This is a genomic window from Rhodopirellula sp. J20-39 (genome assembly GCF_057365095.1).
Map to the genome: position 1 here is coordinate 3131146 of NZ_CP195123.1, position 23780 is coordinate 3154925.

The 23780-nt window shown below is 54.7% G+C and carries 16 protein-coding genes; 10 read left to right on the forward strand and 6 right to left on the reverse strand.

Annotated elements, in window-relative coordinates; genetic code table 11:
- Positions 1-6 precede the first annotated feature (6 nt).
- The gene (locus tag ACR3ZL_RS11495; protein WP_486173467.1) at positions 7-825 is read left to right on the forward strand and encodes a phosphatase PAP2 family protein; all 819 of its coding nucleotides are present in this window, start codon (positions 7-9) and stop codon (positions 823-825) included.
- A 75-nt stretch (positions 826-900) separates the two neighbouring features.
- On the opposite strand, the gene ACR3ZL_RS11500 is transcribed toward ACR3ZL_RS11495, so the two are convergent.
- Entirely contained in the window at positions 901-2973 is a 2073-nt protein-coding gene (locus ACR3ZL_RS11500; RefSeq protein ID WP_473653013.1) for a thioredoxin domain-containing protein, read from the reverse strand.
- A gap of 492 nt (positions 2974-3465) precedes the next feature.
- Here ACR3ZL_RS11500 and ACR3ZL_RS11505 point away from each other — a divergent pair, with 492 nt between their 5' ends.
- Entirely contained in the window at positions 3466-4143 is a 678-nt protein-coding gene (locus tag ACR3ZL_RS11505; protein WP_473653574.1) for a haloacid dehalogenase type II, read from the forward strand.
- Positions 4144-4240: 97 nt separating this feature from the next.
- Here the strand turns inward: ACR3ZL_RS11505 and ACR3ZL_RS11510 are convergent, their stop codons facing one another.
- The 3 genes from ACR3ZL_RS11510 to ACR3ZL_RS11520 all read right to left on the reverse strand — a co-directional run bounded on the left by ACR3ZL_RS11510 (position 4241) and on the right by ACR3ZL_RS11520 (position 7883).
- On the reverse strand, positions 4241-5488 hold the full coding sequence (locus tag ACR3ZL_RS11510) for a multidrug effflux MFS transporter (protein WP_473653012.1): 1248 nt from the start codon (positions 5486-5488) through the stop codon (positions 4241-4243).
- A gap of 395 nt (positions 5489-5883) precedes the next feature.
- Positions 5884-6258, reverse strand: coding sequence for a response regulator (locus ACR3ZL_RS11515; RefSeq protein ID WP_473653011.1), 375 nt, complete (start codon positions 6256-6258; stop codon positions 5884-5886).
- The gene (locus ACR3ZL_RS11520) at positions 6255-7883 is read right to left on the reverse strand and encodes an ATP-binding protein (protein ID WP_473653010.1); all 1629 of its coding nucleotides are present in this window, start codon (positions 7881-7883) and stop codon (positions 6255-6257) included. The genes ACR3ZL_RS11515 and ACR3ZL_RS11520 overlap by 4 nt, the downstream gene beginning before the upstream one ends.
- A gap of 91 nt (positions 7884-7974) precedes the next feature.
- On the opposite strand from ACR3ZL_RS11520, the gene ACR3ZL_RS11525 reads away from it, so the two are divergent.
- The 8 genes from ACR3ZL_RS11525 to ACR3ZL_RS11560 all read left to right on the forward strand — a co-directional run bounded on the left by ACR3ZL_RS11525 (position 7975) and on the right by ACR3ZL_RS11560 (position 20216).
- The gene (locus ACR3ZL_RS11525; RefSeq protein WP_473653009.1) at positions 7975-9312 is read left to right on the forward strand and encodes a sigma-54-dependent transcriptional regulator; all 1338 of its coding nucleotides are present in this window, start codon (positions 7975-7977) and stop codon (positions 9310-9312) included.
- A 348-nt stretch (positions 9313-9660) separates the two neighbouring features.
- Positions 9661-10668 (forward strand): zinc-binding alcohol dehydrogenase family protein, encoded by a 1008-nt coding sequence (locus ACR3ZL_RS11530; protein ID WP_473653008.1) that lies wholly within the window; start codon positions 9661-9663, stop codon positions 10666-10668.
- 19 nt (positions 10669-10687) lie between these two features.
- Positions 10688-11899, forward strand: a complete 1212-nt coding sequence (locus ACR3ZL_RS11535; protein ID WP_473653007.1) for a winged helix-turn-helix domain-containing protein — start codon at positions 10688-10690, stop codon at positions 11897-11899.
- A 157-nt stretch (positions 11900-12056) separates the two neighbouring features.
- The gene (locus ACR3ZL_RS11540; protein WP_473653006.1) at positions 12057-12857 is read left to right on the forward strand and encodes a trypsin-like peptidase domain-containing protein; all 801 of its coding nucleotides are present in this window, start codon (positions 12057-12059) and stop codon (positions 12855-12857) included.
- Positions 12858-13032: 175 nt separating this feature from the next.
- The gene (locus tag ACR3ZL_RS11545) at positions 13033-14028 is read left to right on the forward strand and encodes an MDR family oxidoreductase (protein ID WP_473653005.1); all 996 of its coding nucleotides are present in this window, start codon (positions 13033-13035) and stop codon (positions 14026-14028) included.
- A gap of 298 nt (positions 14029-14326) precedes the next feature.
- The gene (locus tag ACR3ZL_RS11550) at positions 14327-14992 is read left to right on the forward strand and encodes a TetR/AcrR family transcriptional regulator (protein ID WP_473653004.1); all 666 of its coding nucleotides are present in this window, start codon (positions 14327-14329) and stop codon (positions 14990-14992) included.
- A 50-nt stretch (positions 14993-15042) separates the two neighbouring features.
- Positions 15043-16872, forward strand: coding sequence for an efflux RND transporter periplasmic adaptor subunit (locus tag ACR3ZL_RS11555; protein WP_473653003.1), 1830 nt, complete (start codon positions 15043-15045; stop codon positions 16870-16872).
- A complete protein-coding gene (locus ACR3ZL_RS11560; protein ID WP_473653002.1) occupies positions 16869-20216 on the forward strand; it encodes an efflux RND transporter permease subunit in 3348 nt (1115 codons plus the stop codon). The genes ACR3ZL_RS11555 and ACR3ZL_RS11560 overlap by 4 nt, the downstream gene beginning before the upstream one ends.
- Before the next feature lie 406 nt (positions 20217-20622).
- On the opposite strand, the gene ACR3ZL_RS11565 is transcribed toward ACR3ZL_RS11560, so the two are convergent.
- Positions 20623-22209: an alpha-L-fucosidase gene (locus ACR3ZL_RS11565; RefSeq protein ID WP_473653001.1), complete on the reverse strand. Its 1587-nt coding sequence runs from the start codon at positions 22207-22209 to the stop codon at positions 20623-20625.
- 178 nt (positions 22210-22387) lie between these two features.
- The gene (locus tag ACR3ZL_RS11570; RefSeq protein WP_473653000.1) at positions 22388-23773 is read right to left on the reverse strand and encodes a hypothetical protein; all 1386 of its coding nucleotides are present in this window, start codon (positions 23771-23773) and stop codon (positions 22388-22390) included.
- Positions 23774-23780 lie beyond the last annotated feature (7 nt).

The following is a 23780-nucleotide window of genomic DNA, read 5'->3' on the forward strand; positions in this document are numbered from 1 at the left end:
ACTGTCATGCAGACCACTTCCACGACCACGAACGAAGCGACATCGCTTTACCGGCCCATCACCCTGTTTTATATGGCGGCTATCACCGCCATGATGGTCCCGGTGTTGACGTTGGTCGATATGTCGATCGCCAATTACATCGCCAATGATCCCTTGGATCGGGAAATCGCCTCGGCACTGGATTTGTCGTTGGTGTTTTCTCATGGTACAGGCGTGTTTTTGGTTTTGCTTGCCATTTTTATGCTGGCACCACGGTTGCGATGGCAGGTCCCACGCTTGGCTACATTGGCACTCGGTGGGGGCGCGCTGGCGACAATTACGAAGATGTTTGTTTTGCGTCCTCGACCCAGCACCATCGATCTTGAATACGCCGGTCATGAATCGGCATGGTTGTGGGCGTTCGACTGGGATCTAAGTGAAATCGCCGCATTCGATCTTGGAACGCGGGCTTTTCCCAGTGGAAACGTTGTGACCGCAACCGCGTTAACGATTGGCTTATGGATCGTACTGCCGAGAGGACGCGCCCTGTTCGCGATGATTTGGGCAGGCGTCTTGCTGCAGCGTTTGACCTCCGGTGCTCACTTCACTAGCGATATCTGTGGTGGCGTGGCGATCGGTTTGACATGGGCGTTTATCTGCTATCATCCCAAATGGATGGGAACCTTGTTTGATCGCATGGCACCCGAACCCAGACGCAAGGTTCGCTACCGCGAATCGAATGCTTCGGATGAGTTGCCGCTTCCCAGTTTGACGACTGGGACGCAGTCTGACGAAGCGACCACTGAGCCGAACTACCAAGGTGAAGAAACTCGCCGAGCAGCCTAAAGGCTGTACACCAACGTCGTTGGAGTCCAGGCTTCAGCCTGTTCCGCATTGGGCCCTGAACCAAACTGCGGTCATCTAAACGCTGGGGGTTATCGGATGTGGGTCAATCTCGGGAGCGTCGCAGCGGAAATCGTGACATCGATACAGCGTGACCCGTTGCCCCAGTGATTCTTTGCCCGCGAGTAATTCGGGCTTAATTGCCGAGGATGGTTGTTCTGCCTCGTCAGCGACTTGCCAAGCGAGAATTCGTCCGGGTTGGTAGCCACGCAGTTGTTCGTGGGCGATCGCGGCCACATCGTTTCGATGATGCGCAGCGACGACTAGTTGTTCACCGCCATGGTGGAACTCATCAAGTACCGATAGCAACGCAGAACAGGCTCGTGACTGTTCGCGGATCACCGATTCGGCGCATCGTAGTGTTGCTTCCACTTCGCCGGTCCAATCGCGGGTGGTCAGTCGGGATAGTTTCAGCAAGATCATCGCGGCTGACGCGTTGCCGCTGACCAAGGATCCATCGTGCCAGTCTTTGATGCGAGTGATCAGTTCTTCGGAATCATCCGCGGTGTAATAAAAACCGCCGGCTTCGGCGTCTTGGAAATGCTCGACCAATTGATCGGCGATCGCAACGGCCTCGCTTAGCCATGATTCGTCCGCAGTTGCCTCGTACAACGCTAGCAGTGCATCGGCGAAGATTGCATGGTCGTCGACATAAGCAGGAAGATGCGAGGTGCCTTTGCGGTAGACATGCAGCAACCGCCCATTGCTATCTCGCATCTGGTCCAATACGAATCGGGCAGCGTTGCATCCAGTTTGAATGAAGTCTTGCCGATCGAGCACGGTTCCTGCGATTGCGAACGCTCGAATGGCTAGCCCGTTCCAAGCGACAACGATCTTATCGTCTCGACCCGGTGCATTGCGTGTTGCGCGATGTTGGCGGAGGGTTTCCTTGTCTTCGGCTAGCAGTCGTTTGAGCTCGTCTTCGTCCGTCGAACTTTGCACGGCCCACTTCGCGATGCTTTGGCGAAGATTTGGAATCGAGGTGCCTTCAAAATTACCGCGTTCGCTGATGTCGTAGATGGCACAGAACCGCGCCCCGCGTTCTTCGCCAAGCACCTCAAAGATTTCCGCAGGATGCCAAACGTAAAATTTACCTTCGACGCCTTCGCTGTCCGCGTCTTCGCTGCAGTGAATCCCGCCACCGGAACTGTCGGAAGTCCCCTCGTCGATCATGTCTCGCTGGACGTAGGTAAGGATCTCCGCAGCCACGTCGGCGTGCCGCCGGTTGCCGGTGACTTGGAACGCGCGAGTGTACACTTCGGCAAGCAGTCCGTTGTCGTACAGCATCTTCTCGAAGTGCGGCACCAGCCACTGACCATCGACGCTGTAGCGAGAAAAACCACCACCAATGTGGTCGCGGATCCCGCCCGCTGCCATGCGATCGAGGGTCAATTCAACGGCATCGATAAGTCTTGTATCACCCGTTCGCTTTGCAACGCGGATAAGGAGATCCAAATCGGTAGCGTGCGGGAACTTGGGTGCTGAACCAAACCCGCCCCAAGTTTGGTCCACGGACTTCAGTAGCGATTCGGCAGCGACACCGATTCGATCGGGGCCGGGAACGTTCGTGGCGGTTTCTCCGGTGCCGACGGCTAGTTGGGCTAAGGCGTTGGAGATTTCGCCAGCGTGATCGCGAATGTCGCTGCGTCGGTTGGTCCAAGCGTCGACAAGTGCCTCAAGGACTTGCGGGAAGCCTGGCATCCCGGCACGCGAATGAAGCGGCCAATAGGTTCCCGAATAGAAAGGACGCCCGTCGTGATCCATGAACACGCTCATGGGCCAACCGCCGTGTCCGGTCATTAATTGCACAGCGTTCATGTAGATCTGGTCGATATCCGGTCGCTCTTCGCGATCGACTTTAATGCAAACGAAATGTTCGTTGAGGTATGCACCGACCTCTTCGTTCTCGAAACTTTCGTGTGCCATCACATGGCACCAGTGGCAAGCCGCGTAGCCAACGGAAAGGAAAACGGGAACGTCGCGAGCCTTGGCTGTTTCAAAAGCCTCGGGGCTCCAGGCCACCCAGTTAACCGGATTTTCTTGGTGTTGAAGCAGGTAGGGACTGAGGGATTCAGCGAGCGAATTGGGCATCGGAATGCACGAAATGGGAAGCGGTGGCGGGTGAATGAACTATTTGGGCCGATGGCTCAGCGTGATTAATAGACGAAATCTCGCTGGCCTAGAAAGCTACCATACCGGGTTCGTGCGACATCACCACCACCTGCGTTTTTGATTCGACGTTCGGGCAACGTGCGATTGATCGGCGATGTTCATTGGTCTGCATTGAGAGGCCGTTTTCGCTACAAGAATTTCGAGTCGGAACATTCAAGCATCACAGAGTCGGGCGGACGCATGTTGGCAATGGGCATTGAATTTGCTGATCGATGTTGGCTGAGGTGCGTTTGCCAAAAGCGGATTTGGGATTGCAGATTCATCAACCTGGAAATGTTCATTACCCGGAGAAGATAGATGCGAAACGTGCGACCGATCCTGCTTGCGATGCTGATTGTTGCGATGACGCCAGCAACCGCCGTGCTTGCTCAAGACAGTCCGTCTAGTTCCAAAACCAATCGAGTGAGTCCGATGCCAATGCCCAAAGTCATTATCCTGGATGTCAATGAAACGCTATTGGATTTGGCACCGTTAAAAGAGTCCGTTGGCAAGGCACTTGGCGGGCGTGAAGATCTGTTGCCGTTGTGGTTCTCGACCATGTTGCACTATTCGCTGGTCGAAACGCTTAGCAATAACTATCACGGCTTTGGTGAAATCGGGACGGCAGCATTGATGATGGTTGCCGAAACGCAGGACATCCACATGACGCATGAGGAAGCCGAGGCCGCGATCGTGCCTCCGCTGCGATCACTGCCACCTCACCCCGACGTCATTGATGGTTTGCGAATGTTGAAAGCCAGTGGAGTGCGTATTGTCAGTTTGACGAACTCGTCGGCGGTTGGCGTCGAAACGCAAATGCAGAACGCCGGGCTGACTGACTTTGTCGAGAAACGGTACACCGTCGAAACGATTCAGAAGTACAAGCCGCATCCGGCCACTTACATGATGGTGCTAGATGACCTAGGTGTGAAACCAGAAGAAGCTTTGATGGTCGCCGCCCACGCTTGGGATTTGGCAGGCGCGAAAAACGTCGGTTTGCAAACTGTTTTCATCGCACGTCCAGGTAAGACGCTGTACCCGAACGTAGCCAAGCCTGACTACGTGGTGAAGGATCTTATTGAGTTAGCAGCGTTGCTGGAAAAGAAATGATCAAACTTGATCGGCGGTGCAAGTTGGTGTTAGCCGATGAGTGATTCTGTCGCGGCTGATTTCTTCGCGGCATCTCTTGACATTGCAGATCGTGCAATCAGTTGAGATCATGGCAGGCGACGGGTGCAGGCTCTTTGCCGGCCCATCGCATGACCACCAGCGACACCAGGCTAAGGATCGCGAACCCGCCCACTAAAGGAAGAATCGTGCCATCATAGCTCAGCCCGATTGCCATGCTTAGTGGTACGGCGAGCAGGGTTGACAAAGACCCGACTATTGCAGCACCGATACCGGCAATGTGCCCAAGTGGTTCCATGGCGAGCGAGTTTAAGTTGCCAAACAGGATTCCGACACAAAAGAACGCGATCAAAAAGTACGCCATCGTCGTCCATAATGCTGGGCTACCGGATTGGGTATAGGCGAAACCCCAAAAGGCGATTGAGGCTACCGCGAGTCCAAGCATGGCTCGGTTGCTCAACATATGCATGCCAAATCGCATCACCAGGCCTGAGTTGACGAAGGATGCCGTGCCACTAGCTAGTGCTAGGACAGCGAAATAGATTGGGAATTGCGATCCGAGGCCGTATTGTTGCTGAAAGATCTGGGACGCTGAACTCAGGAAGCCCAAGAAAGCACCCGACACAAGCCCGGCGACCAGGGTATATCCCATCGCTGCGCGGTTGGTGCCGATTTCGCGCAAGGCTACACAGAGTCGTCTAACGGAAAATGGAATCCGGTCTTCTTGCTGGAGTGTTTCAGGCTGACGTGCGGCCAACCAAATCAGCAGGATTACCGCGAGTACGACGAACACACCAAAGATGGCTCGCCAGTCCGCGACGAATAGGATCACTTGTCCCAGCGCGGGGGCGATGACTGGTACCAGGATGAACACGGTCATCACCAGCGACATGACGCGGGCCATCGCTCTGCCTTCGTATTGATCGCGAATCAATGCGACGGAAACACTGCGAGGTCCAGCGACGCCAAGACCTTGGATGAATCGTCCGATCAACATGACGTTAAAACTGTTCGCGACTAGCGACAAAAGTGAACCGGCTATGAACAACAACAAGCCGCCGCAAAGCGTTGGCTTTCGACCGAGAGTGTCAGACAGTGGACCAAAGAACATTTGTCCGATCGCCATTCCTAAGAACAACAGCGAGACGATCAGTTGAACATCGTTCTCGCGTGCGACTTTCAACTCGCTGCCGATGTCTGGCATCGCGGGCAACATCGCGTCAATCGATAGAGCAACCAAGGCCATCAATGAAGCCATCAGCGCGACGTATTCGATGAATGGCAAGGTGGGCTTGGGCAAGGTGTCCTTCGTGGTTTTCTTCAGCATTCCGTTTGTCCGAAGCATGCCGCTGTTTGGAGTACGCTGTATTCCAAATCATGACATTCCAAATGGTGCCTTTAAAATACACCGGTTGAACGATGGGGTTCCCGTTGCATTTGCCCGCATGCTGTTTTCTATGCGTGTGTTCTCTATGCGAGTGCTTCTTTTCTATGTGCGTTTTTCCTTTGCGCGCCGATTCTTTCAGTTCTACGGGTTAGCACGAGTGGCGGGCTAGGTAGGCGACAGATTGACGCAGCGACGGCAAAATCAATAGCGTTAGAAAGTTCCAACGCCAACTCACACTGCGCAAAATTAGCGTTTGTCCATGGGTGTCCAGCGTTGCAGGCGAGTTGCCCAAATACGCGCACTTGCAGTCTGCATCCAAGCGTAGCGGCGCTAACTTACAGGTTGCAAGCTCGGGCGATCGCCAGTTGTAGATCAGGCACACTGACCGGCTTAAGCAGATAGTCGGTCACGGCATCGCATTGAGGACCGTCCGGGTTTTCGTCGGTGAAGCGTTCGAATGAGGACATCACGATAAACGGGATCGCATGAGTCTTGTTCAGTTCTTGTGCTGCCTCGATTCCGGTCATCAACGGCATTTGCACGTCCGTGATCACGAGATCAGGGACTAGTTCGCGACACCGTTGGACCAATTCACATCCATCGGCAGCGTCGGCGACTACATCGTAGCCGAGCTTTTCCAATAGTCGTCCGAAACAGTTGCGGATATCGTCTTCGTCATCTGCGATCACAAGTCTTAAACGGCGAGTCATTCGATATTTAGCAACAACATAATCAGGAACTCGGCACCTTCACCGGTGGCACTACCGGCTTCGATCGAGCCGCCATGAGCGGTCACGAATCTCTTAGCAATCGCCATGCCCAAACCGGTCCCTTTCGACTTGGTCGTTTGGAAGGCTTCGAAAACGCGATCTTTCATGTCGGGGGGGATGCCGGGCCCGTTGTCGCGGACAGAAATCTGAATCGCTGGCGAGCCCGAAACTAATTGTTGGCTGCACTTCAGTCGAATGCGAACTGGGCCCTCACAGGCGGCCAATGAATTTTCGAATAGGTTTCGGAAGACCTGTTCCATGCGAAATGCATCGAACTGACAAGTTAAGTCAACGTTGTCACACTCCTCGATCAATTCGGCATCGCGATCCGCGTGCGACAAATGCAAGTTCTTCCATGCTTGCCGCCATGCATTCGCTAACGATCCACTGGATAAAGCCAGATGTATCGGACCGGCGAAGCTGCGAAGTTCGTCGTGTAGTCGTACCAAGTCTTGTTCGGCGCGGCTGATACGTTCTAAGTCGTCTCGGGCCACACTGCCTTCGCTCAACTCATAACGCAACATCTCAACACTGACCTGAATCCGTTGCAATGCGTTGCGGCTTTCATGCGCGATTGCGGAAACCATTTGGCCCATCGCGGCGAGTCGTTCAGCGTGCACCAATCGTCGTTGACTTTCGGCGAGTTTCGCTTCCGCGGCTTTGCGCTCAGAAATATCGCGTATCACACCAACTGCGCCGAGTGGATTGTCGTGATCATCTCGTACGAGGACACCCATCAACTCGCCAGGGAACGTTTCGCCAGATTTTTTTTTCCAAGTCAGCTCGGTTAGCTCTGTGATTGGACGCTTCTTGGTTTTGTCAGGCGTAAATCGTTCAATACCTTGCTGGATAAAATCGTTTGGGTCGTCGTACAAAACCGAAACCGATTTACCGATAAGTTCTTGGTCCTCGTAGCCAAAGCTGCGTAAGGCACCGACGCTTGCATGGGTAATATCGCGTTCGAGGTTGGCCAATATCAGTGCATCAGGGAACCCTTTGACGATCGCTTTCAGAACCGCCCGCTCATGTTCGACTTCTTGTTGGTAACGGACACGCTCAATCGCCAGCGCGGCCAAATTGGCACTGCTGGCAACAAACTCGCAATCGTTTTCGCTGGGAGCTTTGGGTTCGCGGTAGTACATGGCGAAGGTGCCAAGCACATCACCGGTTGAGCTGATGATGGGTTCCGACCAACAGGCGCGGAGCGAAGCCTTTTTTGCAATCTCTCGGACGCCTTCCCACAACGGATCGGTACTGATGTCTTCAACGATTACTCGTTTGCGAGTGTAGGCCGCCGTGCCGCACGACCCAACATTCGGGCCTGGTTTGATGCCGTCGATGCTGTCGCGATATTCTTTAGGTAGCTGACGCGAGGCACCGTGTTGGAACCGACCGGTTTCTGCGTCAAGCAATAGAATGGAGGCGATTAATTCTGGCCGTGATTTTTCTGCGACGTCGACCAGTGTGTGGAGTACTTCGTCAAGTGACGCACCTTGGGCCAGGTGTTTAAGAACTTTCGCTTGCCCTCGAAGGTCCGCCTCAAGCAGTTTGCGTGCAACGTCCATAGGACATTCCGGTAGTGAAGTAATGTAAAGTCCGCCAAAGAGGGGTTATCCACAGTGTGACCGAACGGCCCCCTGTCCTACAATGGCTTATATGAGCATAGAAAACTTGGACATATTGTTTATTGATGACGACTTGGACCTCGTGTCAGGTTATGTGCGTTGGTTCGAGTTGAACGGCCATCGTGTGACCCACACGACCAGTGGCCAGGACGGTGTGGGCGAATGTCAAAAGCGAGATTTTGATATCGCGGTATTGGACTGGAATTTGCCTGGATTGAGCGGATTGGAGCTGATTCAGCGGATGCGAGATGTCAATCCGGACACGGAAGTGATCGTGTTGACCGGCGAGGGATCGATCGACAACGCAGTGGAATCGATGCGGCGGGGCGTCTTTGATTTCCTTTCCAAGCCGTTTCCTATGTCTGAACTGGAGCGACGGTGTTATGCGGCCATGGAACGACGCCAATTGCGGCGAGAAAATTCGCAATTGCGAGAAGTCCTCGAACGCACCCAGCGGTCAGCCCCGAAGATCATGGGCGAGTCTAAGCCGATGCAGAAGGTTTTTCGGTTAATCGATCGGGTTGCACCGACGGACAAGCCGGTTTTGATCGAAGGCGAAAGCGGAACGGGAAAGGAGCTGGTCGCTCAAGCAATCCATCACGGAAGTGCTCGCGGGCACCGACCGATCGTGACGGTCAACTGTGCTGCTCTGCCGGAAAAATTGGTCGAGAGTGAATTGTTCGGTCATGAAAAGGGGGCCTTCACCGGTGCCACTGCGTCCAAGGCCGGGTTGTTCGAAGTCGCCGACGGTAGCACGTTGTTCATTGACGAGGTCGGAGAGCTGCCGCTCGCGTTGCAGCCTAAGTTGCTTCGGGTGCTGGAGGACGGCACGATGCGGCGGGTCGGATCGGAGAAAGAGCGGCGGGTCGATGTTCGCATCGTCGCTGCGACCAATCGCCGGCTTGAAACGGAAGTGGCTGAGGGGCGATTTCGCGAAGACTTGTTTTATCGCATTAACGTTTTGGCGATCGAGTTGCCGCCGCTGCGGGAGCGAGGCGACGATGTTGGATTGTTGATAGACCAGTTCCTCGGTGACCAGCACGAATTGGATGAAGAAGCACGTGCAGCACTGCTTGCTTACAACTGGCCAGGGAACGTTCGCCAATTGATCAACATCATGGAACGGGCGAAGATCTTGTCCGACGATGTCATCTTGCTCGAGGATTTACCAAATCAGTTCGAATCGCTTATGGACCCGTCATCGCCGGAAGCCTCGGCGTCGGAAGGTTCGTTGATTTCATTGCAGCGAGATCACATCAAAGAAGTTTTAGAACGCGAAAACGGTAACAAGTCCGCTGCGGCTCGAACGCTTGGTGTCGAACGTCGGAAGTTGTATCGTATGATGAAACAGCACGGGTTGGACGTTTGAGCGATTCAGGCTAAGTACGTGGCTGCATCGCCAATCCCGTGCCGGGCAAATTAAATGTTGATCGGAACACCTGGATAGTCACGCAATTGCGGGTTCTCGCAATCGGGCTGCTGAAGTGTATGGCGGGCGATAGATAATTGCTCCGCGATGAAGACATCGGTCTGTCTAGTGATCGGCGGGCGTGTTCGAACCGTGGTGGTCGTTGATCTCCACTTAGACTTAAGCTGCTTACGGCGGTGACATCTGCCACATTTCGATCGTCATCCGCCGCGGCGGTTGGCGGGCTAGACTGGTCATTTGCATCAGACTCTTTAAACCGGCCTCACACTCATTACGGAAAGAACTTTGATGAAAGCTATCGGATACAAGCAAGCCGGTCCTATCACCGCTGAAGACTCGTTAATCGAATTCGAAGCCGAAATGCCTGAGGTGGGGCCACGCGATCTGATGGTCGAAGTTCGAGGGATATCGGTGAATCCTGTCGATGTCAAAGTCCGACAAATGATGAGCCCTGAATCGGGGACCAAAATCATCGGCTACGACGCGGCGGGCGTGGTGACGCAGGTAGGCAGCGACGTGACGGGGTATCTGGTCGGTGACGAGGTTTTCTATGCAGGCGATATCACTCGTCCAGGCACAAACGCGGAGTATCACGTTGTCGATGAGCGGATCGTTGGTAAGAAGCCGGTGACATTGGATTTCGCTGAAGCCGCCGGCATGCCACTGACGTCGATTACTGCGTGGGAATTGTTGTTTGAGGCACTTGCAGTGAAAGAGGGCGAAGGCGCTGGCGAGACCTTGTTGGTCATTGGCGGTGCGGGCGGAGTAGGGTCGATTCTGATTCAGTTAGCTAAAAAGCTGACAGGGCTGACCGTCGTCGCAACGGCATCGCGTTCGGAGACGATTCAGTGGACAGAAAAGATGGGGGCGGATCACGTGATCAACCACCGCGAGTCTTTGGTTGATCAGTTGAAGGCACTGGATCTGCAGCCAAGTTATGTCGCCGCCCTAACAGGAACCGCCGGTCACTTCCCAGCTATCTTGGAATTGATCAAGCCTCGCGGCCATGTCGCGTTCATCGACGATCCGGAAACGTTGGATATCAAACCCGGTAAACAAAAAGCGTTGACGTTTGCATGGGAATACATGTTCGCTCGGTCAATGTTCCAGGCCGACGATATGGATTATCAACGGGAGTTGCTCAATCGAGTGTCCGAAATGATCGATAACGGCACGCTGATCTGCACGGTAACAAACAACTTGGGCATGATGAGTGCGGCGACACTCAAAGAAGCTCACACGCAACAGGAAAGTGGTCGAGCGATAGGTAAGAACGTGCTCGGCGGGTTCCATTGACATACCGCTTCGCTCCACGATGTCCGCTGGTCGCATGATCGAGTTAACGCAATCGCAAGCACGGCGTTTAGTGCTGATGCGTCAGGGATTGCACAAGAAGAACCCTTTTGGTCGCGGGCAATCGGCGCTGCTGGATTGCTTTGTGCGGTTGGGGTACGTCCAAATCGATACGATTTCGGTAATCAAACGTGCCCATCTACACACGTGCTGGACGCGATTGCCATCATTCGATGAAAGCCAGCTTGATGAGGCGCAAAAGCAGCGGAAGGTGTTCGAGTATTGGTCGCACGCAGCAGCATTGTTGCCGATGGAAGATTACCGGTTCAGTTTGCCGTACATGCACGCCATCGCGTCGGGCCAAAAGCATTGGCGGAAGCCGGACAAGAAGATGATGGCGGCGGTGAAGCAGCGGATTCGAAAAGAGGGACCGGCGAAGGCTAGGGATTTCGAATCACAATCGGACCGCCCGTCTAACTTTTGGGGTGGCTCGAAGCCAGCGAAGATTGCCTTAGAGCAGTTGTTTATCGAAGGCGAATTGATGGTCAGCCATCGTGACGGTTTTCAAAAGGTATTTGACTTGACCGAACGCGTGTTGCCGGACGGGCTGAACACGACCAAACCAAGTTCGCAAGAATTTTATCGTCATTTGATCCATCGTACGATCGAATCGCAGGGCTTCGCGACGGATGCTGAGATGAGTTATTTGCGTAAGGGGATCAAGTCGGATTTGCGTCGCGAAGCTCAATCAATGTTGGCGGATGGTGAGTTAACGGAGGTCCGTGTGCCGGGTAATCCGAGTGTGTATTATTCTCGCGATGACATCTTGCAGGTCGCCGCATTGGCCCGCGTCGGGAAAGCCGTGCATCTGTTGTCGCCTTTTGACAACTTGGTCATCCAGCGGAAACGTTTGTCGCAGTTGTTCGACTTCGAATACCAGATCGAGTGCTACGTCACCGAAGCCAAGCGGCAACATGGGTATTTCTGCTTGCCGATTTTGTTCGGTGATCAATTCGTCGGCCGACTCGATCCAAAGGCAGATCGTGCGACTCGAACTTTGTTGGTGCGTAACCTCGTGATTGAAAAGGACGTCGCGGACGAAGACCGGTTTGTCCAAGAGCTGGCGGCGAAATTGAAGACGTTTGCGGCTTTCAATGAATGCGAGCAAGTGTTGTTGGAACGCTGCAATCAGAAGAGGATCGGGGCGGCGGTTTCCCGGCATCTAGCTGGTTGATCACCCAATGCCTGAAGCGGTGATTGAATGAGCTGTGGTTTGTGAATCGGCATGTTGCAGTTCGGTGCCGCCACATGGACTGGATTTGACATAGAATGAGCCGCTTGCCATCTGCGTTGACTCAATGCATTTCCCCCACTCTCTGCATCCTTCGGTTATGAGCTTTTCGTTTCTTAGAAATCGATCTAACGATTCGTTTCTGCAAACACGCAATAGCGATTTCCCATCGTTGGGCGTGCGACTGTTGGTATTGCTGATCGTGTTGCTTGGGATGTCGCAAGATTCCAACGCGATCATCTGGCGGAAAGGAACCATGCCGGAAACGGAAGCACGGGGCGAGATGCGGAATGTTGGCAAGTTGCGTTACACGCCGCTGCGTGTTTTGGGCGGAAGCTGTGTGGCGTTGGGGGGCAAGTGGGTACTGACATCCAAGCATGGCACGGAAGCTTGGACCGCCCAAATGTTGTCGGTTCAGTTTCCTGCTTTGGACGATCAGGTTTATCAAGTTGAATCACTGCACCTTTCGCCGGACAGCGATCTGGCTTTACTGAAACTCAGTCGCGAAGTAAAAGGAGCGGTCCCGATCGGTTGGGCGTTGGATGACGCCGTTGGCAAACAGGTTTGGTTGGGCGGATATGGTATCTCGGGCCCTTTGCCCGAAAAACGACTGGCTGGCAATTTTCACGCTGGCTACAACACGATCGACCAAACGCGAGACGGAAAGTGGTCGTTGAAACTGCTGCCCACCACCGACCCGGATCATCCGAATGTTTCGGTGGCATTGATGGACAGCGGTTCGCCGTTGTTCTTGATGACTGATCGGGGTTGGCGCTTGGTTGGAATCGCTTCGACGGTCTCAAGTACGGATGCCACGAAAAGTCGCGATCGCAGCAACTACGCTCGCCTTCGTGATGCATCCGATTGGCTAATAGAGCACACACAAGTTCAACCCCATTGATGCGGGGGGCGTTGCCCCGGTCGATGCTGATAAAGGGGAACACGGCTGAGTTTCAGTTGTGTCGCACTGAATCGCAAAATGCTTTAGTGTGGACGTTGGCACAATGCTTGCGACGTCAGCGATGGCGGTGATCCGCTTGTTCGACTCTACGATACAAATTCCTTTGAGGTTTGCGATGACTTTTGACGCCTTGGTAGTTAGCAAAAGCGACGATGCAGCGAACGTTGCAACCATTCAGCAGTTGTCCGACGATCAATTGCCCGATGGTGATGTGACGGTGGCGATCGACTACACGACGGTCAACTACAAGGACGGTTTATGCATGCAAGCGAACAGTCCGTTGGTGCGTCACTATCCTCATGTTCCCGGGATTGATTTCGCGGGAACGGTTGAGAGTTCGAGTGATCCGCGATACCAACCAGGCGATCAGGTGGTACTAACGGGCTGGCATGTTGGCGAGTCGCATTGGGGCGGCTTTGCTCAGAAGGCTCGCGTGAAAGCGGATTGGTTGGTGCCGTTGCCAAAAGGATTGTCGCTGCAGCAGTCGATGGCGGTTGGTACGGCCGGATTAGCAGCGGGATTGGCTGTGCTTGCTTTGGAGGATCACGGTTTGAAACCGGACCAGGGCGAAGTGTTGGTGACCGGTGCGGCGGGTGGTGTGGGCTCAATCGCGACGGCCATGTTGAGCAAGCTTGGTTACGAAGTGGCGGCCGTGACGGGGCGTCCCGAGGCCTCTGGCTATTTGAAGTCGTTAGGGGCAACTCGCATTGTCGCTAGAGAAGAGCTGAATTCGGTGTCGAAAAAGCCACTCGAACCTGCCGTTTGGGCTGGGTGCGTCGACGCGGTGGGCGGTGAGATGCTTGCTCGTGTGCTTGGTCAACTCAAGTACGGGGCATCGGTTGCTGCCGTCGGGTTGGCCGGAGGTGCGGCGATGCCTGCGTCGGTGATTCCATTCTTGTTGCGGGGAGTCAACTTGCTAGGAATCGACACTGTGTTGGCGCCAACGGAGAAACGTCTGGCCGCGTGGCAACGATTGGCCAGCGACCTACCGCTGAGCAAACTGGATGAAATGATCCAGCCGGCCAAGCTGAGCGATGTGCCTCGTTTGGCGGAAGAGATTCTGCAAGGAAAAGTCAAAGGCCGCGTCGTGGTGGACGTCAACGCGGTCTAGTGCTTCATCCAGATTTAAGTTGGGGGTATTGGGCGAGGTGACGCGTCCGTCTGGTTGTGAGCGGATGGGATTCGTCGCCTCATCCACTACGACCAACTCCAAATTGAAAAGTAGCCGAAGCACGAGTTTGGTTCGCGACTTATCCCACTTCTTCCAGATCGAGAGACGGCTCAGATGAGGGGGCGGTGCGCAAGTCGTCGTGCAAAATGACGATCTGTCCCCATTTTCTCAGTTGTCAAAAGTAAACCCGGTAGTACACTTTCGCACGTCGCGAAAAAAGTAAACCGGGGAGTGCAGTTTGTCAAAGTCGAAAAAGGCTGATGCCGCGAAGGCAGGAAAAGCGAAGGCGGTTTTAGAAGACTGTGGGCGTTTGACCGATCGGAAGCGAGCTTCGATTGTTCGGGCTGCCGTTTCAGAGTTTCAATCCCGAGGCTATTACGCGGCCAGCATGAATGGGATCGCTGAGGTGGCGGAGGTCAGCAAACGCACGCTGTACAACCACTTCGACAGCAAAGATGCGTTGTTTGACGAGATCATCGAAGAGCTACTGCATCGTGCGGATCAGCTACCGACTTGTGCGTTTGATCCTGATGGAGATATCGCCGAGCAGTTGACGGAGTTGGCCAGTTCCGAAATCACCTTCTTGACCTCCGATGCTGTTCAGATGCTGGCTCGGGCGGGCTTGTCGCGGGTCTTGGTCGAGCCTGAAGTCGGCGGCCGGGTTGCCCATAAGAAGCTGTTGGTGCGAGTTCAAAATTGGCTCGACGAAGCACAGGCGGCGGGTTGTCTGCAGGACATGGACACCGAATTCGCCGCCCATCAATTTGTTGGATTGCTAAGGGCGTTTGCATTTTGGCCGATCATCGTGCACGGCGAGCCAAAGCCTTCGAAGAAGCGACAAAAGTTAATCGTGCAGTCCACGGTGGAGATGTTCTTGGCACGCTACGCAGCGGTGGTGGAGTGATGGCATTGCAGAATTTGGATAAGCGTCGAGCGGTGTGGCGGAGCACCAGGATGAGTGCAAGTAACAGTGAGATTAGCGGAATCACGAGTTCCGCGTTTGAATCAATTCAAGGGGTATATCAGGTGAATCGAAAACAGCGTGTTGCCGCGTCGAGCGGAATGGCTTGCTTGGCTTTAGTGCTTGTCGCTGTGATGGCGGGTTGTCGAGAATCGGGGCCGACGCAGGTTCGGGAATTCCCGCGTCCGGTGTCGGTGATGGAGCTGAAGACGTCGTTGCCCGATTCACACTATGCGGCTTCGGGACGCGTTAAATCTTGGAAGACCGAGGCGATTGGTTTCGAGGTTCCTGGCCGGATCGATTGGGTGCTCGAGCCAGGTGAAAACGTCGCCGGCCGGATTGAGGATGCTGACGGAAAGGTCATTGACGCGGGAACACCGTTGGCTCGGTTAGATCCGGATCGGTACATCGTCGCGGTTGAATCAGCGAAAGCGCAACTGGAGGTCGCTCGTCGCGATCAAAGTGTTGCCGAGATTCGGATTGATGAATCGTTGCCAGCGAGTATTGAATCGGCTCGTTCGGATAAGAGACTCGCCGAGATCGAACTGGAGCGGGCGGGACAACTGAAACGCCAAAACGCGATATCCGAAGCGGAGTATGACGCGGCGAGCAATCGGTTGACCACGGCGGAGTCACAGGTGTCGGCTGTGAAGGCGGAACTGAAGCAAGCCGATGCGGAATTGCAATCGGCAAAGGCACGAGTGTCGGTCGCTTTGCAAGCGGTGAAGGATGCCGAGCGGGATTTGGCGGACACTACACTGCACGGTGCCTATCGAGGCCAGATTTCAAAGGTCGACGTGGTCCCTGGCAGCGTAGTGAGTGCTGGGACGCCGGTTCTGACTTTGCAGATGATGGACCCGATCAAGGTTGAGCTGGAAGTGTCCGACGAGGTTTCGCGAGAGCTTCAGCGCCGACACCAGGTGCCGGTTTCATTCACCGATGCTCGAGGTGTTCGCCAAACGGTGCCGGGGATGATTCATGTGATTGACCCGAGTGCGGATTCGGCGACCCGCACGTTCACGGTGACGTTGTTGATTTTGAATAGTCAGTATTCACCGCAATTACCCAGTCAGGTTCGTGACCGCGTGGTGGCATTGACGGAGGATATTTGGCCGCTGGATATCAATTCGATTGTAGGTGTGAATTCGACCGATCCGGATTCGGGATCCCAGCCTGAACCGGGTGTGCATTTGGTGGAGGAAGATGCGATCGAAACCGATGACGAGGGCTCGTTCGTCTGGATGATCTCAAACTCTCGATTAAAAGAACCGCTACCGGAGGTGTTGCAGTTGGAACGCCAACGAGTCGAGATGATGGACTTGCGGGTGCCGTATTTGGGGAACTGGGTTTTTCGTCAGGTGCGATTCGAAAACGCTGATTTGCCTGGGGACTCGGTTTTGGCTGGCGAACTTCAGTTTGAATCGCCGGACGATCGTCAGCAATGGAATCAGGTCGAAGCGGTCTACACTTCGGGGCCACAGTGGCTATTGCGTCCGGGTGATTTGGTGCAGGTCGACTTGGGTGAGTCCGATGGTGCGCCTGGGTTGAGGGTTCCGGCGGGTGCGATCGTGGAGGAGTCTGGTGACGCGTATGTCATGCGAGTGGAGGCATCCGATGGCGGATGGGTGGTGCGGAAGATCGCGGTCACGCTTCCCGACATGGGGATGTTGGATTCGTCCGCGCTAATGCGGATCGTTTCAGACGAGATTAGCGAAGGCGATCGAATCGTGGTCGAGGGCGTCCACTATTTACAGGACGGTGAACCGGTGACGATCAACTCGACCGCATCCAACGGACAGCATCATTCAGGAGGTTCACGATGAATTTGCCAGAATGGTCCGTACGAAACCGAACCGTCGTCTTGTCAGCGATCGCCCTATTGATGGTTTGGGGAACGATCACGTTTTTCACCATGCCTCGCCGCGAAGATCCGGAGTTCACAATTCGGGTATGTGTCGTTTCAACGGTTTGGCCGGGGGCGACGGCGACGAAAGTCGAAGAGCTGATCACGGACAAAATTGAACAGGAAGTGATCAGTCTGGAAGAAGTCGACAAAGTCCGTTCGTTTTCGCGAACCGGACAATCGACGGTGTTCGTTGAGCTGAATGATGACATTCCGCCAGGCGATATCCAAAACGTGTGGGACAAGGTTCGTGCTCGGGTTGCATTGGCAGAGATGCCCGAAGACAGCGTGCGTCCGATCGTCAACGACGAGTTCGGCGACACGGCGATCATGTTGTTAGCCGTCCATCAAACTCCTTTGCCCGGACGCGAGGAAGTTCGCCCCGCCGACGTCTATTCGCCACGGCAATTAGAAAAGTTTGCAGAGCGAATCGAAGACGATTTACGGTTGGTCGAAGGTGTGGCCAAGGTCGAGAAATATGGGGTTCGCAACGAGGCGATCTACATCGAAACGAACCTGGGAAACTGGGCTCAACTGAATTTGACGATGGCGCAGTTGAAACGTCTGGCGGCGGAGCGAAATATCGTGAAGCCGGGCGGTCAGGTTTCGACTTCGGCAGGATTCTTCAACGTCCGCCCCGGTGGTGAATTCGATGCCGTCGAAGAGATCGAACATATCGCGGGTACCGTCCGCAGTAACGAGGGTGACGATTCGAATTCCGTTTATCTATCCGATCTGGGATTGCAGGTAACGCGGGACTACGAAGACCCGCCCAGCTATTTGTGCCGTTACGGCGATCGCAATGGATCGTCGCCTGCAGTAATGGTTGCGATCACGATGAAGTCCGGCGGCAACATTGTTGACGTTTGTCAGAACATTACCAAGCGATTGGATGTGCTGATGAATGAGCAAAAGTTGTTGCCGCCCGATATCGCCGCGACTCCCGTTTCAGATCAATCGTTGTCGGTCAACGCGAAGATTTCGGACGTGATCATCAACGTGATTGAAGCGGTGTTGATCGTTGTGGTCGTTGTTTATGTGCTGGTCGGTTTTCGAATCGCGTTCGTGATGGCCGCGAACATTCCTGTCGTGGTTATTGGGTCGATCGGTTTGATCGCGATCTTCGGTGTCCAATTGGAACAGATCTCGCTCGCCGCGATCATCATTTCCCTGGGGCTATTGGTCGACAATGCGGTGCAGGTGTGTGACCAGGCGAGGTCCAACCAAATTGATGGGATGAAGCCGTTCCCAGCGGCGGTTTCAGGTGCACAAACTTTGGCGGTGCCGATGTTGATGGGCACGCTGACGACGATGGCCGCGTTTGTGCCGATGTTGTTTTGTTTGGAAGGCGGCGGGAAGGAATACGTGTATAGCTTGCCGGTGACGGTTTCGACCACGTTGGCGCTCAGTTGGGTGCTGGCGATGACGCTTTGTGTGGTGTTGGCGGGAATCTTGATCCGACCACCTAAGCCAGGGCAGGCTGCGTCGCCGGTGATCCGATTAGGGCAACGCATGCGTGGTTGGTTACCGGCACGGTGGCGTAAGGCATCCACGACGGTTCCGGGAAATGCGACTGGGACGTCGGGACGCAAGGATGGTTTGGTGCAACGAATCTACGGCGGCACGTTGATGTTGGCACTGCGGTGGAAGTGGTCTGTTTTGTTTCTGTCGATCTTTGCGGGGGTCGCAGCGTTCAAGTTGCCGGTCAGTTCGGAGTTCTTCCCCGAGGCGGCGAACGATCAGTTTGGCGTGAAGGTTTATCTTCCAGAAACTTCGACGATCGAGCAAACCAACCGGATCGCAAAGCAGGTTGAAGATGTCATCCGCAGCTTGAGCGAAGTGAGTCCCGAGGACGCGGTTGTGGCATCGCCTAGCGATAACCCGGCGGCGACCGAGCGGTTGTCGATGATGCGAACAATCGTTGGCGGCGGTGGCTCACGTTGGGCATTGGCTTGGGAACCGGAACCACCAACCCGCAACTTTGCGGAAATCATGGTTCGGACCACCGATGGCCGGTACACGAAAGACTTCGTTGACGAATTGCGAGTGGTGTGCCGGGACGGCGATCCTGAGCGTGGGATCGAACCGGTCGTCGGCGCACGTGTCGTTCCTATCAAGTTAGCTTTGGGCCCTCCGGCTGACCCTTTGGTGTTTCGCATCATTGGAAGCGGGTTTGCCGATGCGACTAAGTTGCGAAAAGTTGCCAGTGACTTACAGAGTCTGGTGCGAGAACAGCCCGAAGTTTGGAACGTCTACAACTCGTGGGGTGTTAACGGGTTTCAGATGCAAGTTGATGTGGATCTTGACCGCGCGACGTCGGCTGGGGTGACGAATTCGCAGATTGCTGAAACGCTCAACTCGTACTATTCCGGTTTGAAGTTGACCACGTTTCGTGAAGGTGATCACCAGGTTCCGATCTACTTCCGTTTGAAGCCTGAAAGCCGGGCATCGGTGGAAGGCTTGCGAGAATCGTTCGTGGAGGGAGATTTGGGGAAGGTGCCGTTAGATGCGGTCGCTGATTTTCGATTTTCGTGGCAGCCTGAAAAGATTCAGCGGCGGAACATGAACCGTGTCATCGAGGTTTCGTCGCGAATGCTGCCAGGCGTTGCCGGGAACGATGTGGTTTCGCGACTCTTGAAGTCGCCTGAAATGGAGGCGATTGTCGCTCAGTTGCCGCCTGGGTTCTGGATCGAGCCCGGTGGTGCGTACGAGGAAAGTCTTAAGAGCGGCGGTCAGATGATGATGTCGTTCGCAGTGTCGTTTGTTTTGATCTCGTTGTGTTTGATCTTCCACTACAACAGTTTGAGCAAAACGTTGATGATCTTGTTCACATTGCCGTTGGCGTTGGTAACCGCTTGGATCGGTTTGTCGATCACTGACAATGCCCTTGGGTTCATGCCTCAGCTAGGGATCCTGGCACTCTTCGGAATCGTTCTGAACACGGCGATTATCTTTATCGAATTCGCTGACCAGTTGGTTGGCGAACGGCTTGCCAAGCTTGAGGGTGACGACACGACGCTGGATCGAATCGCCCTGCGGCAGTGTTTCGCAGACGCCGGGAAGCAACGGTTGTTGCCGATCTTCTTGACGACCGCGACCACGATTGGCGGATTGTTGCCGTTGGCTTTAGTCGGCGGTCCGCTGTGGATCGGATTGGCGTGGTGCATGATCGTCGGGCTGTCGCTGACGACGCTGCTAACGCTGTATCTCGTGCCGGTGGTCTACGCCATTTTGGTAGAAACGTTTGGAGTCAAAGCCGGTTAGTCGAAGGTGCATCGGCGTATTAAGTCGAAGGCTTGATACTGGTGGGGGTGCAGTTTTTCGAGGTCGCGTTTTAGCGGGTTTCCGCATTTGAAAACCTCTCCCGGAACGAAGTTTTGGGTGAGGTCGAGCGACGCCGTTCAGGCGTACGTGAGGGAGGGGGCCGAGCATGGGAAGCAGCGCATTGCACTCCCCCGGAAATCTCGCTGAACGCTCGCTTTCCGACCCGTCCCGCTGCGCGGGCGGGGTTCTCAAGGCGTTACTGGTGCAGCACTTAAAAACTGCACGACCTCACTGATGGGGTGCCATCAGTACCAAGCGTTTGTCGCGGTGGTTTCGGGCATTGCATCATCGCTTGTGTTGTTAAAACACTAGCTAGTTGTCCGAAACCGAACTTGCTTGTCTCTAGCTATTGAAGCTGGACCTTGAAGACAGTCGCGATCTGGTTAGCTTCGGTGGCCGCGGGAGCAACTAGATTCAACACACTGTCTTGGACGGTCCAGTCGCACTTCGGGTTTCCGCCTAGCAAGGTGACGTCGGCTATCGACACGTTGGCTTCGGAACCGTCGAGCAAGTGTTTGATGGCAATTTTCGTGCCTGGTTTGGGCTGACCAAGCAAGAACACGTAGATTGACTTGCCATCTTGCGAGCGTGTAAAGCGAATGTCTTTTGCCGAGTACTTGATCGTTGCCGCTTGGCCACCATGGCTGCCGTCGCGGATCGCCGCTTCGCCGTATCCGTAGATTGTATGGGGACGGGTGTTGTAGACGGCTTCGCCATAGGTCTTCATCCAATCGCCCAGTCCCTTTAGCAGAGTGCGTTGTTCATCAATGATGACGCCATCGGCTTTGGGGGAAATGTTCAGAAGCACAACACCACGTTTGCTCCAAACGTCGATCATGTTTCGGATCAGCAGGTCCAGTGGTTTGTAACGCTGGTTTTGAACAAAACACCAGCCGTTTGTGCTAAGCGTGATATCGGTCATCCATAGCCGTTCGGGCATTTCCTTCATGCCGCCTTGTTCGATGTCCAACAAGCGAATGTCGTTGGGCATGTCTTCTTGCTTGGCAATCAATGCAACATCTTGGTTGCGTGACGCAGCGGCGTTGAAGTGGTGAGCGGCCATGCGTTGGCGGTAATCTTCGGGAATCACGTCCAACCAAGAATCGAACCAGATCAAGTCCGGCGAATACTTGTCGACGACCTCTTGGACCAGGCTAAGCCAGTACTCGTTGAATTCAGCCTCGGGCATGTTGCCGTATAGCTTGCGAAGTTTGGGATCGTCCGTCGACGTGAACAAGTCCTTGTCGTAACGGTAGTAGCTGAGGGGGCGTTCACCGTCGGGTTGTCCATCACGTTGGCGCTGTCCGGTGAAAGAGTGATGGAACGTGGTGATTGTCTTCATGTCTCGCTTGCGAAGTTCGGTAAGCAACTCGCCGGTGATGTCGCGTTTGGGGCCTTCCGCTTTCGCATTGTTCGGATTGACTTGGCTGTCCCACATTGAAAAACCATCGTGGTGCTGGGCTACGGGACCGGCGAAACGAGCGCCAGCGGAATCGAACAACTCTGCCCATTCAGCGGGATCAAAGTGTTCGGCGGTGAACATAGGGATGAAGTGGTGATAGCCGAATTTCTCAATCGGACCGTAGTTCGCCTCGTGGTATTCCTGCGAACCGGCACCCCATTTCGCTGGGTTGGACATGTGAATCCAACGCGGATACCACTCGGTCTTGAAGGCAGGAACGCTGTAAGGGCCCCAGTGGAAGTAAATGCCCAACTTTGCGTCATCAAGCCACTCGGGAGCGATCGGGTGTTGTGCCAGCGACTCCCAATCAGCCGAGTACTTCTGGGGGTAGTCTTTGGCCGTGAATTCGCCGGTTGGTTTCTCACCTGATGCAGAGGAGACAAACGAGAAATTGACGATGAATGCCAATGCGAAAACGATGGCAATCGTCCCGCCGAATCGAGTTGGGGGAGTCGGTCGAAGCAGGTTCATGGAGGGGAGCAGTCGTGTGGGAAAGGGGGCTATCGCATAGAAGTTCCAACCAATCGATGTTTCCGATAGGTTAGAAATCGACAGGCACTATAGCTCGGGATCCCGCGTGTTGGCAAATTGATTCCCTGTGACAAGCGTGAGATTTGCTTTCACTCCTAGAACACGAGGTAAGATAGCGCTATGGAAGCGGAATGCCATTGATCACGAAAGGGACTTGGTTTTTCATGACTGAAGTGGGGGATTGGTAGATCAAAGTGGCTCCATCGGGCAGGCTGTCTTCGCCGCCAAGATCGAACAGGTATCCGATACCGACGCCAGTTCCGGTTTGCCGGTACACCTGATAGCCAAGGTGATCGTGCCGTTGCCCGTTGGGAAGTTCGACATAGACCTCGTTCTGGAATATCCACTGCCGATGACTTTCCAGGGCTCGTCCGGCTGAATCCAGCTCCACGCTAACCCGCACTTCGTGAAGCGGATCGGATTGGCGTACCGATTCGATCGATACGGTCATCGCGTCTTGTTTGTCGGAGGCGGCGGGTGTGTTGAGTGCCAGTTTGAAACGACGGCGTTCGCCGGGTAGCAAGGCTATGATCTCGCCGGACAATCTTGTGATCTCGCTAGCGGTGTTGGACGCTTGATCGCCACCCCGGTTCAAGCCACCGGCGGCCAGGTTGCGTTGTGGTAATTGCATCGGCAGATAGAACTGGCTCATTGCAAGTTCAGTGGTGGTCGCAACATCAATCGACTTTCCCGAAGCTTGCGGTTCCAAGTCGACTTGATTGTCGAGTTTGCCGGTTAGGTCGTCGACTGGGATCGTCAATCCAATCGGGGTGCGGTTGGGTTGCCATGAAATCACGATGGTGAGATTTAGGCTGCTTTGCAATGGCGATCCGAGAACGCGGCGAGCGGTGACGATGGTGGGCTCAAGCCGATAAATGCCTGAGTACGCGGCGCTGTCGACGCGGGATGGGCGATCGTCCAGACGCGGTACCAAGGCGAGCGTTTCCTGATCGCCGGCATAGAAATTGATGTCGAGATTGGTTTGATCGAGAACCGTATCAAGCGATTCCCAAAAACTCAATGCGACCGCGGGTGGACGGATGGTCTGGGTCAAGTCTAAAGAAGAGCCGCCTGGTGAGGTGTCGAACTCAACGCCACTGGCGGTCGAGATGGCTTCGAGTGCGTCGCCAAGGGTTTTCGCGTTTTGTAACTTGACGACCGTCAATTCGAGTTCAGTGCGCGTTGTTGCCGTCCGCCACTGTTTCTGAATCCGAGCCAACCGTTGTTGAGCATCGATGGATAAATGATCCAGGATCACCGGAACGAATTGGGCCGCTTCGGGACCGGCCTGCAAGAGTCGTTGTTCGGCTTCGCGTCGTGCTTGTGCTTTGGGAGCGTCGAGTTCCGCGATCCACACTGGGACTTCCGCGCCCAAGTCGACCTCGGGCTCGTCACCTAATGCTGGAAGCGTGATGGCGCAAAGGCAAATTGCCGCCAGGCGCAGCCGGCATGCTACAGCCGTCAGGATCGGAATAATCGGCACGTTCTTAGGGGTGAACTTCATTGCGGGT